The organism is Vibrio sp. NH-UV-68, assembly GCF_042940635.1.
GTDB lineage: Bacteria > Pseudomonadota > Gammaproteobacteria > Enterobacterales > Vibrionaceae > Vibrio > Vibrio pacinii.
In genome coordinates, this window is sequence record NZ_CP134975.1 from 537,097 (window position 1) to 553,524 (window position 16,428).

Genomic DNA, 16,428 nt, shown 5'->3' on the forward strand with positions numbered 1-16,428 from the left:
CTATTTTAGTTAAGAAACGTTGTAGAAAACATACGTATCTCATGTTTCTGATAATAAACGTGTTAAATATCTTTGTGTAAATTAATTATTACACCTGTGTTTTTTATAATTTACACCTTGAAATCTTTTTTTAGCCTGTTATTTTATAGTTATTAAGCCAGAGGCAAGATGATAAGTTCTGGGTGTACACATATTTAGACGGGTTATGATTATGCAAAAAAGTGAATTGAGCAACGTAAACATTAGTAATGAGCAGGTTCTGATTACGCCTGAAGAACTGAAAGCCAAGCTACCTCTGAGCGATAACGCACGCCATTTTATACAACAATCTCGTCAAACGATTGCCGATATTATTCATAAAAAGGATCACCGCTTGCTGGTGGTGTGTGGCCCATGCTCTATTCACGATATCGACGCTGCAAAAGAGTACGCCAAGCGACTAAAAGCGCTCTCTGAGCAACTGAGCGATCAACTGTACATTGTTATGCGTGTTTACTTTGAAAAACCGCGCACCACGGTGGGTTGGAAAGGCCTAATCAATGACCCACACCTAGATGGCAGCTTTGATATTGAGCATGGTCTGCATGTTGGTCGTGAGCTTTTAGTTGATCTGGCTGAAATGGAAATTCCACTAGCAACAGAAGCGCTTGATCCAATCAGCCCGCAATATTTAGCTGATACCTTTAGTTGGGCGGCCATCGGCGCACGTACCACAGAGTCTCAAACTCACCGTGAAATGGCTAGCGGCCTTTCGATGCCGATTGGATTTAAAAACGGCACAGATGGCAATTTGGCCACTGCGATTAACGCGATGCAGGCTGCCTCTTCAAGCCACCGCTTTATGGGCATCAACCGCGAAGGGCAAGTGGCACTGTTAACCACTCAGGGAAATGCCAACGGTCATGTGATTTTACGTGGCGGTAAACAGACTAACTACGATTCAGTCTCTGTCACTGAATGCGAACAAGATATGGCTAAATTTGGGTTAGACGCCTCATTGATGATCGACTGTAGTCATGCGAACTCGCGCAAAGATTACCGTCGTCAACCGTTGGTCGCTGAAGATGTGATCCATCAAATTCGTGAAGGCAATAAGTCGATTATTGGTTTAATGATTGAGAGTCATATTAACGAAGGAAGCCAGTCATCTGATATCGCTCTCAACGAATTGCAATATGGTGTGTCTATCACCGATGCGTGTATCAATTGGGATACAACTGAGGCACTATTACGTCATGCCCATCAAGAGCTGGTCCCATTTTTACAAGACCGTTTACCAGGCTAAGTAAAGAGTACAAGGAATATCAATGGCCGTAGAATTAAACCATTTGCGTGATCAGATTGACGCAGTAGACAAACAGATGTTGAGTTTGTTAGCCCAAAGATTGGCATTAGTTGAACAAGTTGGTGAGGTGAAAAGTGAGCATGGTTTGCCAATTTACGCCCCCGATCGCGAAGCCGCAATGCTTGCTTCTCGTCGCCATGAGGCGGAAAAAATTGGCGTGCCTCCGCAACTGATTGAAGACATTCTGCGTCGAACTATGCGTGAGTCTTACGCGAGTGAAAAAGATTCCGGCTTTAAGTGCCTTAATCCCGAATTGCGTTCGGTGGTTATTGTCGGTGGTAATGGTCAGCTAGGTGGCTTGTTTGGTCGCATGTTCACCCTGTCAGGATACGAGGTTAATATCCTTGGTAGTCAAGATTGGCATCGCGCAGACCAATTACTGGCCAATGCCGGTATGGTGGTAGTGACGGTACCGATTCATTTGACGGAAGCGGTGATCGCAAAACTTGGCAATTTGCCACCAGATTGTATTTTGTGTGATCTCACGTCAGTAAAGTCTAAACCGCTGGCGACGATGATGAACATTCACTCGGGGCCGGTTGTTGGCTTACACCCGATGTTTGGCCCAGATGTGCCAAGTCTGGCTAAACAGGTGATTGTTTACTGCGATGGTCGCGGAGAAGAGCATTACCAATGGCTATTGAAGCAGTTTTCGATTTGGGGCGCGAGTTTATGTCAGATCGATGCGGCTGAACATGATCATGGTATGACCTTGATTCAGGCGTTACGTCACTTCACTTCTTTCGCGTACGGTCTTCATTTGAGCCGTGAAAATCCTAACATTGATAAGCTGTTACAACTGAGCTCGCCAATTTATCGCCTAGAGCTTGCGATGGTTGGGCGTTTGTTTGCACAAGACCCTAATTTATACGGTGATATCATCCTCTCGTCGCAAGAGAATATTGATATGATTAAGCGTTTTCATCGCTGTTTTGGTGAGGCGCTAGCAATACTCGATAGCAAAGATAAGCAAGCGTTTGTTGCCAGCTTTGACAAAGTGAGTGACTGGTTTGGCGATTACTCGCAGCAGTTCCTCGACGAAAGTCAGAAGCTACTTAAACAGGCCAATGATTCGATTCATCGTGGCTAGGTGAGCTGGCTGTTGTGTTATAAAAAGAGCGACCTGAGGTCGCTCTTTTTTGTTATTGCACCGTGATGCTATCGCTTTGCTGCGATTCACTTTCATTTTTTACCGTGTTGACGGAATGATCTTGGAATGGGTGATTGGTAAGGTTCACTTGTAACCTGACGGTCTCATCAATCAATTTTACCAAAGGTGCCCACTTGACCTTTTTTTCTTTCTCAAATAGGTAGTGGAAGTTTTCTGGTGTCCAATCCATAGTGTATTGCGGATTGAGAGCTCGGCCTAAAAAACGGATTTCGTAATGAAGATGCGGCCCAGTCGAGTTACCTGAGTTACCACAAGTGGCGATCAAATCACCTTTACTGACAAATTGACCACTGCGTACTTTAAACTTTGCTAAATGAGCGTAAGAGCTCATAAAACCAAATGAATGTCGCACGGTAAGGAAGTTGCCAAACCCTTTTGAACTCGGGCGCACTGTCTCTACAACACCGTCCGCAGGGGCATAAATCTGTTCGCCACGCTTACAGGTCAAATCAATCCCCGTATGGGTATGACGCTTACCAGTAATCGGGTTTGTTCTTCTGCCATAAGAAGAGGAGATACGCTGGTAATTGAGCGGAGTATCATTGGGTATCATACGAAACATGGTGGCGCGCACAGCAGAGTCGACGGCGGCAGCATCTAGGCGATCTTCAAGACTGTAATCTTCAGGCAAACTTTCGTCCGCAAGGCCCAGTACCGATTCAACATCATACACGCGCTTACCTAGCATGGTGATCTGGTTGCGTTTGTGCTCGAGTTCTTGTGACAGTGTATGAGCGGTATCAATTTGCTCGGCGTAGAGTTGCTCTAGTTGTTCTTTTTGCACTTCAAGTGCTTGAAGTTTATTTTGCCAATGATAACCAAAGTAGCCAACGCCAGACGTGATACTGACGCTGAACAAACTGAGGGCGACAATGAGCGCTTTTCTCGATACGTGGAAGGTCTGTCTCCCTGATTTGTCAGGGATAGAAATAGTAATTTTGTTCGACATAGAATATTAGTTAGGTGTACTCACCAAGGTCAGATAAGTGTTCGATGTCTCGGTGTAACAGATCATCATCACCGACATTCAATTCAACTAATCGCTTCAGGTGACCAATACTCTCAATATCAATATGATCAATACTCAGACGTATCACATTGTTATGTAGACCAACAACATTGGCTACAAGTTGGAGGGTAATATCACTGTCTGGGAGCGAGAAGGTAACATTGACTTGTTTATCGGTGTCCAATAGGCCAAATTGCTCACTGGTTGCTAACACCCCGTGCAGCGACAGGTCACAGATTAAGGCGTTGACCTCTGTTGAGTCTTGAGTCAGTACTGCTTTTGCTTGATAAACAATACGCGAAAAACGACGACGTTCGATCATAACTTTCTCTCTTAATTCCAACTCATAAGAGTAACAAAACCAAAGCGGCCACTATGCGCGGTTGTTCGCATTCTTCGCTTGCCACTAGCAAAACTTATTCGCAGTGTGAGCTCGATAATAAAGGCCGCTAATGGTAGCGGCCTTTGAACAAATTTCAAGCAATATTACTTAGTAATACGCTTGTATTTGATGCGATGCGGCTCAGCAGCTTCAGGACCAAGGGTTTTCTTCAACCAATCCATATACTCAGTATAGTTGCCTTCGTAGAAGTTGACTTGACCTTCATCGCGGTAATCGATGATGTGGGTCGCGATGCGATCGAGGAACCAACGGTCGTGCGAGATAACCATGGCACAGCCAGGAAACTCGAGTAGTGCTTCTTCAAGAGCACGTAACGTTTCGACGTCGAGATCGTTGGTTGGCTCATCGAGCAATAGAACGTTGCCGCCAGCCTTTAGTAGCTTAGCAAGGTGGACACGGTTACGTTCACCACCAGATAGTTCACCGATGATCTTCTGTTGATCTGAACCCTTAAAGTTAAAGCGTGAACAGTAAGCGCGAGCAGGGATCTCAAAGTTGTTGATCTTGATAATATCCGCCCCTTCAGAAATCTCTTTGAAGACGGTTTTACTGTCATCCATAGAGTCGCGGAACTGATCAACTGAAGCCAGTTTAACCGTGTCACCCATCTCAATCGTGCCAGAGTCAGGTTGCTCGGCACCGCTTAGTATCTTAAATAGGGTCGATTTACCCGCGCCGTTGGCACCGATGATACCGACGATCGCCCCTTTAGGCATGCTGAACGATAGGTTATCAATCAAAACACGACCATCGAATGATTTGGTTAGATTGTTAACTTCAATAACCTTGTCACCAAGACGTTCACCAGGTGGGATGAACAGTTCATTGGTTTCATTACGTTTCTGGTGATCGCCGCTTTGTAGTTCTTCAAAACGTGCCATACGCGCTTTCGATTTCGCCTGACGACCTTTCGGGTTTTGACGTACCCACTCAAGTTCTTTCTCGATGGTTTTCTGACGAGCTTTCTCTTGTGACGATTCTTGTTGTAGACGCGCGTCTTTTTGCTCAAGCCAAGAAGTATAGTTTCCTTGCCATGGAATACCTTCACCACGGTCAAGTTCAAGAATCCAACCAGCAGCGTTGTCGAGGAAGTAACGGTCGTGAGTAATCGCAACCACTGTCCCCGCGTAGTCAACCAAGAAGCGTTCTAGCCAAGCGACTGATTCCGCATCCAAGTGGTTGGTTGGTTCGTCGAGAAGTAGCATGTCCGGCTGTTCAAGCAGAAGACGACAGATAGCCACACGGCGGCGTTCACCGCCTGATAAATGTTCGATCTTGGCATCCCACTCGGGCAGGCGAAGTGCGTCGGCGGCACGCTCTAGAGCGTTATCCAGATTGTGGCCATCTTTGGCTTGGATCAGGGCTTCGAGTTCACCTTGCTCTTTGGCCAGTGCATCGAAATCTGCATCAGGTTCTGCGTATGCTGCGTATACTTCATCCAGACGTTTCATGGCGCCAGCCACATCCGATACCGCTTCTTCAACGATTTCACGAACGGTTTTTGACTCATCAAGCACTGGTTCCTGAGGCAGGTAACCAACCTTAAGGCCAGGCTGTGGACGTGCTTCACCATCGATGTCAGTATCAATACCTGCCATAATGCGTAGCAAGGTCGATTTACCTGAACCGTTGAGACCCAAAACGCCGATTTTAGCGCCAGGGAAGAAGCTTAGAGAGATGTCTTTAAGGATTTGTCGCTTTGGTGGCACAATTTTGCTCACTCGCGACATGGTATATACGTATTCAGCCATCGCCGATCGTTCCTAAATTGTCAATTCACGTAGCAAGCTATTTTATACTAACTGAGCATAGTTTGTTACTAGAGAAACACACTCTGTCATTTGTCGTGTGTGTTAATGATGAATAAATGAGCAAAGGTGCGGTGGTAGCTAGCGAGATGTCACAGTTATGTGAATTTATTATTATTTACATCTGTCTGCTTTACACGGCTGTTTACAATGATCATTAATAGGGAAATCTAAATTAAAGATTGCTAATCTCAGGATGAGACTTATATGACGTTGACTTCTATCAAGTCGCTGCATCGCATTCCTTCATCGTTACTTGTTATATCTTCGATGGTTTGCAGCGCCAGTTTTGCCACGATGAGCGTGGCGGCTGACATACAACAACAACGAGACTTGTACGACCAAGCACAACAGCTTTTGGATGATAAACAGGTCGAAAAGTATCAAACGTTAAGGTCAGAAATCGCCGATTACCCGTTAACGCCTTATGTCGATTACCGGAGCTTTTTGGTCGACATCGGTGAGCGAACGCCACAACAGGTCGAACAGTTTATTGATCAGCATACCAGTTTTCCTTTTTCGGGGCGGATTCGTGCCCCTTACATTGACGAGTTAGCAAAGCAAAAAGATTGGACACGGCTACTAGAATTTCAGACCACTGAACCGCGTGGCGAAACTTACCAGTGTCACTATTATTATGCGCACTCACAGCGTGGTGATAAAGCGTTAGCGTATCGTGGCGCTGAGCAATTGTGGTTGTCTGGTCATAGTATTGCTGATGCGTGTGAGCCACTGTTTTCAGCTTGGGGTGAGGCAGGATTAAAAACCGAACAACTGGTCTTGGATCGCATGCTTTTGGCATTTGAAGCGCGTAACGACAGCTTGATGCGTTATCTGCAAAAGCAGCTCAGTACAGAGCAAGCGAAGCGTCAAGCGAGCGAAATGCGGCAACTGTTTGCAAACCCCGACGCCGTTGCTACCTTTGCTAAGCAGCACTCAGTGAGCGCGTTTAATCAAAAACAAGTCGAGTTAGCATTACAAAAGCTGGCACGTAAAGATGTCGAGCAAGCGCAGCAGATACTGGAACCCGTCGTCAAAGCGCAACAGTTTTCGGCGTCGCAAAGACAGAATTTGGCTGATTATCTCTCTTTCCGTTTGATCAATACTGAGTCGGAATCATTAGCACGCTGGCGTGACAAACAGATAGCCAATACCGCGAGTACGGCATTGCTTGAGCGTCGGGTACGCTTAGCGATTCAATCTGCCGATTGGCAGCAAGTCGTCGATTGGATAGCTAAATTACCGCCAAGTAACCAGCAGGAGTTACGTTGGCAGTATTGGCTTGGCCGCAGTGAAATGGAGCTAGGCCAAAGCGTTACTGGCCAGCAACGTCTTGAAGCCATCATCGGTCAACGCAATTTTTACAGTGTTGCCGCGGCAAAAGAGCTCAAGCGCTCGATTCAATATCCGACCACTGAGATCCGTTTAGATAAATCGCAGATACAGTCATTTCACCAAGAATTAGTTCGGATTGAAGAGTTGGTCGACCGGGATAAAATTGCTGCCGCGAAAAGTGAGTGGCGCTGGTTACTTGGGCGCGCCAGTGGTAACCAAAAAGAGATGTTGGCAGCTTATGCTTCCTTTATGGGATGGCATAACCTGACGGTGACCGCCAGTATCCAAGCTCGGATGTGGGATAACCTGCAAATTCGCTTCCCAGTTGCCCATCGTTGGTGGTTTAACTTTTTTGCCGATAAACACAGCATTGATCCGATCACCTTGATGTCACTGGCGCGTCAAGAAAGTGCGCTAGATATTGAGGCCCGCTCACCCGTTGGTGCGCGAGGCATTATGCAAATTATGCCCTCAACCGCCAAATATACCGCGCGTAAATATAAACTCAGTTATCAAAGCAGTGATGACTTATATGAAGTAGGAAAAAATATTGAGATCGGTAGTCATTACCTCAATGGTTTACTTGAGCAATATGATAACAATCGAATTTTTGCCTTAGCTGCGTATAATGCAGGGCCAAATCGAGTAAAAACTTGGCGAGAAAGAACCCAAGGTAAATTAGACGCTTATGCATTTATTGAGTCGATTCCGTTTAAAGAGACTCGCGGTTATGTGCAGAATATCTTGATGTTTGAAACCTACTATCGAGAGGTATTAGGCGTCGATGGAGCGTTTTTGAATCAGCATGAGCTGAAGACTAAATATTAACGAGCAATGTGTAGATGTCTTTACAACCTGAGTATCAAGAGTGGCAGCAGATCCTCGATCTGATAAAACATAGCACTGAATCAGAGCAGCATGAGATGTTGTTGACGATGTTATTAACCCCAGATGAGCGCGATGCTCTGGTGGCGCGCGTGAATATTTTTCGCGAGCTACTCAAGGGCGACTTGTCGCAGCGCCAAATCAGTCAGATGCTCGGGGTCGGGATTGCAACGATTACGCGCGGCTCTAACGAACTCAAATCAAAAAGCGACAGTGATAAGCAGCAAATTGCTCAACTACTGGATAAAAAATAGGCGGCTTGAGCATGCTATTTTTTATTGCGGTAGGTTGGCTGGAAAGTGGTCGGGATTGAGGAAAGGAATCAAGGCTAAAATAAGGGCTTGGTGGTAAACCGAGCTGCGCGTAAGTAAGTTATGAGTAAGCAAACCGATCGCACCGCCTTTTTGTTTAATATTCTCAGTAGCAAATACTTGGTCCATCACATCGCCGAGTTCATTGGCGTACTCGAGCTTTTCTAACACCACTGGTGGCAACATCAGACTTGCCGAACGAGATTCACCCCGATGTGTGTGCGACTCGATGACCATCCAAGCAAAGGTGATATGACCTTCAATGCCCGCCTCTAGGCCAACATAAAAGTCGCCGTTTGGCTCTAATGCCTTAGCATTTTTAACCCGATTGAGTGCCCCTAAGTGAGTTTCCTCATTACCCATAGGTTGATCCGCAACGTCACTGGCGACATCCACGCCAATAAATTCAAACGATTGCTGGGCAAAACTCGCAGAAAATGCACTTTGTACTGCGCGTATTTTGGCGGGATTAAGCGAAGCGACAATAACCTTCTTCATGGACATTTCGATTTCCTTTTGTCTGACTGATGTTTGATTGTAACTCAGTTAACGTCAGCGGCGGTGAAAGATAGAACCCTTGCAGGTAATCACATTGGTTTGAGGCTAGCCAGTGTTGCATCTCTTCCGATTCGATGCCTTCTGCGGTCACTAACATCGATTGTGAATGACATAAATCAACCAAAGGTTTTACCACTTGATGGTGCCCAGTTCGCAGTAAGGTTTCCAAGAACTGGCGATCAAATTTGATTTTTTGCACTGGGTATTCAAACAATTGAGTAATTGAGGTGTAGCCAGAACCAAAATCATCAATCGTTAAATTAAAGCCGATCTTAGATAGCTCATAGAGCAGTGGATGACTTTGCGAGTCAGAAGCGAAAGTTTCGGTGATTTCGAAATCAATCCATTCAGGGTTAATCGGGTACTGGGTCATCAGTTGGTGAATATCACGCGCAAGCTGTACAGAGTCAAGCTCGGCCGAAGACAAATTGATTGAGATCTGAATCGGGGTGGTAAAATTACGTTGAACAGCGGCGAAATCTTTAAAGGCTTGTTCGATTACCCAACGATCAATGGTACCAAACAGGCCAATTTGTTCTGAAATGGGGATGAACTCACAGGGAGTGACTTTGCCAAGATCCGGTGAATTCCAACGAAGTAGAGCCTCAACGCCAACCACTTGCAGACCGCTTGCGTCAAAATAAGGTTGATAAAGTAAAGTAAACTGTTTGGTCAGATCATGGCTACGTAGTGCACGTTCAATTTGTGTGCGGCGAAATACGATCGCATCTAACTCACTTGAGTAATGGGCAACCTGATTTTTTCCAGCTCGCTTAGCTTGATACATTGCAGTATCGGCACGTGATAATAGTTTAGTTAAATCTCTACCATCTAATGGGTAAGTCGCAATACCGATGCTGGCAGTGATCGGAAAATTACCAATCACTTCAGCGGTATGGTTTTGAATTGGCGCCAAGACTAAATCCGCCAATTCATCGGCATAAGTTTTACTGTGTTGTGCGGCAACAAAAATGGCAAACTCATCGCCTGATAGGCGTGACGCGAGGCATTGAATGGAATGTGTGTGTGCCATTTTTTGAGTAATCGCTGTGATATGGCGAGCAAAATTTACCAGTAAAGCATCGCCAATTTGATGGCCGTACTTATCGTTAACGTACTTGAAGTTATCCAAATCAATATAGAGTATCCAAGCGTAAGGGGTTTGAATCAGCTTACGTTCAACAAAGGTCTGGAACTGATAGCGGTTGGGAAGTTGTGTCAAATGATCGTTTTCTGCCATCGCCTTGGTTTTTTGATAGCTAGAGTCAAGCTCTTGGTACATATCATAAAAGCGAGCGGAAAGACGGCCTATTTCATTATTGCTGCCGAGACGCTCAATATTAGAGCGCTGACGTAATTCAACTTCGCGCAGTTGCCCATCGAGCTGAGTGATCGGCTTGATGACATGACGGCGAAGCAAGAAAAGAAGAATTAAAACCGTAGCCAACGATGAGAGTCCAAACGCGAGCAGAAGGTGCAGCTCTATTTGCGATAGTTTTTGCGTGATCAAGTATTGTGCGGGATCGAGCACGGCATGTAAATCAGGCTGAAGCTCAACCGACTGAGCGAGTCCGGAGGTCATTATTGGCTGTTTGGAAAAGAAAATACTGCTGTCATTATCGAACTCAAGAATACGTTTGATCTGATCGAATTGCTCGAGTGACAGTGAAACCACAACAAAGAATACTTGGTCGCGATTGTAGCTAAGCGGTGAGGCTAAGGTATGGTTATCTAATACATCGTAGCGAATCAGAATACTCTGCCCCTGATAGCTTTTGGTATACCCGGTATGAGAAGTCGCGCCTGTTGTCTGATAGGTGGTTTGAATGTAGTTGAGTACATTTTGGTCTAACGTCGAAAAAGGATCGCTTTGATTATCAGAGTAGAAGCGAACGTGTTGCTCACCATCGACAATGGCAATACTAATGTCATCTCTTTGATTGGGCTGTAGGCTACGAATAGTGGTCTGTAAGGCCTCAATCAGCTTCATTTCCCTATATGGGTTGTCTAGCTGATGAAAGTAGTGGCGAATGATATCGCTTTTGGTCAAGGTTAACGAATAGCTGTTAATCAATGCAACAGACTGGCGAAAGTGACCCGCCAGCTTTTCCATCGAAAGTTGGAGGTAACTTTGCTCGCGCTTGATCAATGCTTCCTTCTGACTGATATAAATACTGTAGCTAGATAGGATGGCGCTGAGCAAAACAACGGGCGCGACCAGTAATAAAACCCTAGTGTTTAGCTTCATGACGTTTCAGTAGTTGATTAATTATTTTCGCTCGCAGGGCGATGTTATCTGCCGAGAGTTCGCTATCTATACGAGCTTTTTTTATGCGCTCAGGCTCAGGGAATAATGATGCATCATTCACATACCAATCGGGCAATAGTTTCATAGCACTTAAGTTAGGTGTTGCAGCTTTGATATTTTTTGCATTGATTGCAGCAACTTGCGGGCGCATAAGAAATTCAAGAAATGCTTTTGCCCGTGGCTTATGCTGTGAATAGTGACTGATGGCTAAACAGTCGACCCACACAAACAGTTCTCCGTCAGGAATGACAAAATCCCACTGGTCTTGCTGGTAGAAGCGGTTGAGTGAATATTGATCGCCGCTGTAAGCGAGCGCCATATCCATTTGTGATGCATCAGACTGGCTGCGGACGTAACTCAAAACATAATCATAGCTAAGAACATGCTGGTTAAACTCAATCAGGCTAGGGTAGGCATGCTTGAGTTGCTTGGGGTCATCCGTTATGGGCGATAAACCTAAGCTGTACAACACGGGTAAAAATGTTTCAGTACTGTCGTTGATCATCCCGATTCGGCCGCTCATTGAAGAGGAAAGATCCAGAAATTCTTGCCATGAGGTGGGGGGCGTATCGATAGCCAACTTGCGGTAAGCGATGCCGACTGAACCCCAAAAATAGGGCACTGCATAGTCACCACAGGCTTGATTCCACATGGGAGCATTGTGCTCTCGTCCTTTCAGCGTGGAAAGATCCTCGAATGCGCCTAAACGGCCATATATTTGCGCTGAAACATTGTCTAATACCACGACATCGAAGGGCAGTTGAGGGTTGTTCATCATCAATAAGCTACGTTCGTCGTCATTGTCGAAATGGGAGAGAGACACTGAACTTCCAGCCTCTGATTGCCATTGCTGGAGAACAACAGGAGCTAGGGTATCTTCCCACATGAAGACATTAAGTGATGGATGGTCTGCGTGGACAGCACAAGGAATGAGAAACAAAAGAAATAGGAATAAAGCTCTCATACTGACTAACAAATACCTTATCGGAAGTAGAATGCGTATCAGAGTATGAGTGAGCTGACACCGAAACCAATATGCAACTTATTGCTTTTAATAGTATGGATATTAGTTAATAGTGTCAGCTAGTTAGTGACGGTTATTTGAGCCAGTTAACTTAATTACTGTAACTTAACTTGGGTCGGCTTCACATTTTCACTCGGGTAACAACCAAGTACTTTCAGGTGTTTGGTGATCTTGGTTAACTCAGCAAGGGCTTGTTGCATCTGTTGCGAGTCGAGGTGAGATTCCAAATCAACGTAGAACATCTCTTCCCAAGGGTTGCCCATAATAGGGCGAGATTCCAATTTGGTCATGTTGATATCGTAGCGTTGCAACACGAGCAAGGTTTCCACCAGTGAACCTGCCTGTTGGGAAGTCGACATGATTAAGGTTGTTTTTGCAGGGATCTGGGCGGACACTTCAACCGGTTTACGTGCGACCACAATAAAACGTGTGTGGTTTTCGGTTTGGTTAGCAATGTTGCTTTGTATTGGCTGCAATCCATACAACTTACCGCTTGAAGCATTACCAATGGCTGCGACATCGTCTCGATTCATCTGCTTCACTTTGAGCATGGCATCGGCGGTACTCGGACAGGATTCAAGCTTAACCCCATCAAGCTTACTCAAAAACTCACTGCACTGAGCGTGCGGCTGAGGGTGAGAATAGAGTGTTTTGAGCGCCTCGAGACGAATTTCTGATGTGGCGACTAAGCAGTGTTCAATTGGTAACGTTAACTCACCAACGATATAGAGCGTTGTGTGTTGCAGTAGATCGTAGACTTCGTTGATTGAACCTGAACTGGTGTTTTCAATCGGTAATACACCATAGTCAGCATGGCCAGATTCAACGGTATTGGTGACTTGCTTAAAATGTTCGCAGTTAAGTTCAATCAGCTCAGTGTTTTTACGGCTGAAGTATTCTCTACTCGCAAGGTGTGAGTAGGAGCCTTTTGAGCCGAGGAAAGCAACTCGAGCTAAAGGTTTGCGACTCAGTTCTGGGTTGGCAAGGTTTTGCAAATATGATTGCTGCAGTAAAACAGAGTCTTCAATAATGGTATGGAATAATTTGGTGATGTACTGAGCGTCTAAATTGTATTTATCGTGGCCATTATTGATAAGTTTAACCAACAGTTGCTGCTCACGCGTGGCATCACGTACTGGCTTAGAGGTTTTTACCTTACTTTTCGCCACTTCAATACTCATTTGACGACGTTCAGACAAAAGCTGGAGTAATTGGTCATCAAGCTCGTTTAGCCGAAGTCGAATTTGTTCAAGTGAGTATTTTTGGTCAGTCATCCTAATATTCCTCATAAAAAAAGCCTCCCGAGGGAGGCTTTCTGTTCGTTTTTGACTTATCTTTCGAAAACGAGAGCGCCTCTCCGGTTTAGTGGAGAAAAAATAAGTCGAAAAAGAACAGGACAGGTGTGCGCATAGTTATCTACTTAGTTATCAATCCTTAAACACAATAAGCAACCCACTATGGGGCGTCAAGCAAAAAAATAGCGCCTTGCAGCGCTATTTTTACTCTGAGTACTTATTGACTACTCAACTTCATCTTGCAGTTCATCTTCAAGCTCTGGCTTGTCAGTACGACGTGATTCAGGCTTATGACGCAATTTGTTTAGCTGACGTTCTAGTTTCTGTTCTACCTCGTTGACGGCAGCGTATAAATCTTCGTGAGTCGCAGATGCAACCAGTTGTCCTTTTGGCACAGTAATCACAGCTTCAAATTTCTTCTGTTTGTTTGGCTCCTCGCTGAAGCTTGCCTGACAACCGATAATGTCCACTTGCCACTTTTCTAGTTTTTGAAACTTGCTCTCTATATGAGTGCGAATTGCAGAGGTGATGTCGATGTTTTTGCCTGTGATATTTACTTTCATAGATAATTTCCTCTGTTTTCTCCCTCATGGGTTACGTTCAGATTACTTATCCATGGCTAAAATAATGTGATCTAAATCACTATTTTGTGGGTGTGTTTGAGAGTTAAATTCAAACGTGATCCAACTCAAAGAGTCAGTGAAATGAGTCACGAAAAAGCTTGTATCATGCTGAAAACAGATTAGATTGGTAGAGGTAACACACTAAAATTCAATCGTTTTTTAGAGCCTAGTTACGACCTAACAAAACAATTGCTTAGCTTTTAAGCTGCAATAAAATGTGAATGGAATATCTCAATCGGCACTATTTTATTTTCCTACCACTTATTGCCGTTCGATCACTACTAGAACGAGAGTTTACCCGTCCCTTACTTTGTCGAATATATAAATGGTTTGATAGATAATCGAACGTACCGATAAAGATTCAAGACATGTGCGCTGCAAAATGCTCCGCATCATACATCGCTTTATCCTATTTGTTTTAAATGACGTGGCAAAATAGTTGTTTTATCAAACGTTAAGATATAAAAAAACGCCTCTAGAAAAAGGCGTTTTTTTACTTTTAACAATGAGTTACTTAGGGTTGAGTTCGATCAGTTCTTGAGTTCGTTTTACGGCATCTTCTAAACCTAGCTGCTGGTAAGCTTGGAGTTGAATCTCGAGCGATTTACGCGCGGCTTCAGTATCCGGATAGGTTTTTTGCAACTCTTGAGTACGCTTAATTGCCGCAATCCAAGCTTCGCGACGCAGATAAAAATCTGCAGTAGCTAAGTCATATTCAGCTAAACGATTCTTCAAAGCGAACATACGTTTTTGTGCATCTTGGGCGTATGGACTCGCCGGGTAGCGTTCTAGCAACTTTTTAAAGTCACTAAAGGCGCTTTTGACCGGCTCGGGATCGCGATCACTACGATCTACATTAAATAAATCGTGCATAAAGTTGCGATCTTGTGCCATATGAGTGAGCCCGCGCATATACAGAACCCAGTCGAGCTTTTCGTGGGTTGGGTTCAAGCGTGTAAAGCGTTCAATGGTTGCAAGCCCGAGCGCCAAGTCGTCGTTTTTGTAGTATGCGTAGATTAAATCCAGTTGTACTTGCTCTGAATAGGCGCCAAATGGATAACGAGAGTCCAGCGCTTCTAATCTCTCGATCGCTGTCAGCCAATTACCACTTTGAAGCGAAATCTGTGCTTCTGAGTAAAGCTCAGATGGTGGCACGTCTGGAACAATCTCTTCGCTGCTTGAGCAGCCAACCAGTACAGATAGTGCCAACAAGCTAGATAAAGTGTGCTTTTTCATGTCAGGGTTCGATTCCTTGAGATAAATATTTCTGTTGCTCTCGTTACTTTCTATCCAGTAACGGATACAATGCTCGATATTATATTTTTCCACAGTAGAGACAATTAGTCTCACGGTTTTTAAAAAAGTTCGATATGGCTCAGCAGATTGAATTAACAAATACAGTAAAAGATAGCCAATTAGGCCAGCGCCTAGACCAGGCTATTGCCGAATTATTTGCCGATTTTTCACGTTCGCGACTCAAAGAGTGGCTAGTGGAAGGGAAGGTTCGAGTAAACGGCGAAGTGGTTACCAAGCCTCGCACCAGAGTTATGGGTGGTGAGGAAATTATTCTGCAAGCAGAGCTTGAAGATGAAGAGCGTTGGGAAGCGCAAAATATTCCATTAAACATAGTGTTTGAAGATGACGACATTATGGTGATCAATAAACCGCGTGGTTTTGTTGTTCACCCTGGTGCCGGCACGCCAGATGGCACTGTGCTCAATGCATTACTATACCATTACCCAAACATTGCCGAAGTGCCACGTGCTGGTATTGTGCATCGTTTGGATAAAGATACAACTGGCTTGATGGTTGTTGCGAAAACAGTACCTGCTCAAACGCGTTTAGTACGTGCTCTTCAGAAGAAGCGTAACTTTATTCGTGAGTATGAAGCGATCGCAATCGGTCGGATGACGGCGGGTGGTCGCATTGAGCAGCCTATTGGTCGACACTCGACAAAACGCACTCTAATGGCAGTCAGCCCAATGGGTAAACCTGCGATTACCCACTACCGTGTGGCAGAACATTTCCGTGAACATACGCGTATTCGTTTACGTCTAGAAACGGGGCGTACGCACCAGATTCGTGTTCATATGTCTTACCTTCAGCACCCGCTGCTAGGTGACACTGCGTACGGTGGCCGAGCGCGCATCCCAAGTGGCGCAACCGAAGAGCTGGCAGAGAAAATTCGTGGCTTTGATCGTCAAGCGTTGCACGCTGTGATGCTTAAATTTGAGCATCCGATAACTGGCGAAGAGGTTGAGTTTCACGCGCCAGTCCCTGACGATATGGTTGAAATGGCCGAAGCGCTGCGTCAAGACACGCAAGAGCACGGCTTGGAAGACGAATATTAATC

14 protein-coding genes and 1 other annotated feature are annotated in these 16,428 nt (G+C 45.0%); of the genes, 5 read left to right on the forward strand and 9 right to left on the reverse strand.

Annotated features, from left to right (window positions below):
• Window positions 1-211 precede the first annotated feature (211 nt).
• Both ViNHUV68_RS02565 and tyrA read left to right on the forward strand, forming a co-directional pair.
• Window positions 212-1,285: a 3-deoxy-7-phosphoheptulonate synthase gene (locus tag ViNHUV68_RS02565; protein WP_100752428.1), complete on the forward strand. Its 1,074-nt coding sequence runs from the start codon at window positions 212-214 to the stop codon at window positions 1,283-1,285.
• Window positions 1,286-1,307: 22 nt separating this feature from the next.
• Window positions 1,308-2,435: a bifunctional chorismate mutase/prephenate dehydrogenase gene (gene tyrA, locus ViNHUV68_RS02570; RefSeq protein ID WP_391089169.1), complete on the forward strand. Its 1,128-nt coding sequence runs from the start codon at window positions 1,308-1,310 to the stop codon at window positions 2,433-2,435.
• Window positions 2,436-2,487: 52 nt separating this feature from the next.
• Here tyrA and ViNHUV68_RS02575 read toward each other — a convergent pair whose 3' ends face one another.
• The 3 genes from ViNHUV68_RS02575 to ettA form a co-directional block, all read right to left on the reverse strand.
• On the reverse strand, window positions 2,488-3,465 hold the full coding sequence (locus ViNHUV68_RS02575; RefSeq protein WP_391089171.1) for a peptidoglycan DD-metalloendopeptidase family protein: 978 nt from the start codon (window positions 3,463-3,465) through the stop codon (window positions 2,488-2,490).
• A 10-nt stretch (window positions 3,466-3,475) separates the two neighbouring features.
• On the reverse strand, window positions 3,476-3,847 hold the full coding sequence (locus tag ViNHUV68_RS02580; protein ID WP_038173948.1) for a PilZ domain-containing protein: 372 nt from the start codon (window positions 3,845-3,847) through the stop codon (window positions 3,476-3,478).
• A 164-nt stretch (window positions 3,848-4,011) separates the two neighbouring features.
• Window positions 4,012-5,679 (reverse strand): energy-dependent translational throttle protein EttA, encoded by a 1,668-nt coding sequence (gene ettA / locus ViNHUV68_RS02585; protein WP_391089173.1) that lies wholly within the window; start codon window positions 5,677-5,679, stop codon window positions 4,012-4,014.
• Between the two features lie 264 nt (window positions 5,680-5,943).
• Here ettA and sltY point away from each other — a divergent pair, with 264 nt between their 5' ends.
• Window positions 5,944-7,899, forward strand: coding sequence for a murein transglycosylase (gene sltY, locus ViNHUV68_RS02590; RefSeq protein ID WP_391089175.1), 1,956 nt, complete (start codon window positions 5,944-5,946; stop codon window positions 7,897-7,899).
• 14 nt (window positions 7,900-7,913) lie between these two features.
• A complete protein-coding gene (gene trpR / locus ViNHUV68_RS02595; RefSeq protein WP_038173953.1) occupies window positions 7,914-8,210 on the forward strand; it encodes a trp operon repressor in 297 nt (98 codons plus the stop codon).
• Window positions 8,211-8,231: 21 nt separating this feature from the next.
• Here trpR and yjjX read toward each other — a convergent pair whose 3' ends face one another.
• The 6 genes from yjjX to ViNHUV68_RS02625 all read right to left on the reverse strand — a co-directional run bounded on the left by yjjX (window position 8,232) and on the right by ViNHUV68_RS02625 (window position 15,311).
• Window positions 8,232-8,771 carry an inosine/xanthosine triphosphatase gene (gene yjjX, locus ViNHUV68_RS02600; protein ID WP_391089178.1) on the reverse strand — a complete coding sequence of 180 codons (540 nt, stop codon included), beginning with the start codon at window positions 8,769-8,771 and terminating at the stop codon, window positions 8,232-8,234.
• On the reverse strand, window positions 8,737-11,073 hold the full coding sequence (locus ViNHUV68_RS02605) for an EAL domain-containing protein (RefSeq protein ID WP_391089180.1): 2,337 nt from the start codon (window positions 11,071-11,073) through the stop codon (window positions 8,737-8,739). The genes yjjX and ViNHUV68_RS02605 overlap by 35 nt, the downstream gene beginning before the upstream one ends.
• On the reverse strand, window positions 11,057-12,097 hold the full coding sequence (locus tag ViNHUV68_RS02610) for an extracellular solute-binding protein (RefSeq protein ID WP_391089182.1): 1,041 nt from the start codon (window positions 12,095-12,097) through the stop codon (window positions 11,057-11,059). The genes ViNHUV68_RS02605 and ViNHUV68_RS02610 overlap by 17 nt, the downstream gene beginning before the upstream one ends.
• 155 nt (window positions 12,098-12,252) lie before the next feature.
• Window positions 12,253-13,431 carry a prephenate dehydratase gene (gene pheA, locus ViNHUV68_RS02615; RefSeq protein ID WP_038173957.1) on the reverse strand — a complete coding sequence of 393 codons (1,179 nt, stop codon included), beginning with the start codon at window positions 13,429-13,431 and terminating at the stop codon, window positions 12,253-12,255.
• A gap of 13 nt (window positions 13,432-13,444) precedes the next feature.
• Window positions 13,445-13,565: a sequence feature (Phe leader region), on the reverse strand.
• Between the two features lie 111 nt (window positions 13,566-13,676).
• Window positions 13,677-14,015 carry a ribosome hibernation-promoting factor, HPF/YfiA family gene (gene hpf, locus ViNHUV68_RS02620; RefSeq protein WP_038173959.1) on the reverse strand — a complete coding sequence of 113 codons (339 nt, stop codon included), beginning with the start codon at window positions 14,013-14,015 and terminating at the stop codon, window positions 13,677-13,679.
• 570 nt (window positions 14,016-14,585) lie between these two features.
• Window positions 14,586-15,311 (reverse strand): outer membrane protein assembly factor BamD, encoded by a 726-nt coding sequence (locus ViNHUV68_RS02625; protein WP_038173961.1) that lies wholly within the window; start codon window positions 15,309-15,311, stop codon window positions 14,586-14,588.
• Window positions 15,312-15,445: 134 nt separating this feature from the next.
• On the opposite strand from ViNHUV68_RS02625, the gene rluD reads away from it, so the two are divergent.
• Entirely contained in the window at window positions 15,446-16,426 is a 981-nt protein-coding gene (rluD, locus tag ViNHUV68_RS02630) for a 23S rRNA pseudouridine(1911/1915/1917) synthase RluD (RefSeq protein ID WP_391089185.1), read from the forward strand.
• Window positions 16,427-16,428 lie beyond the last annotated feature (2 nt).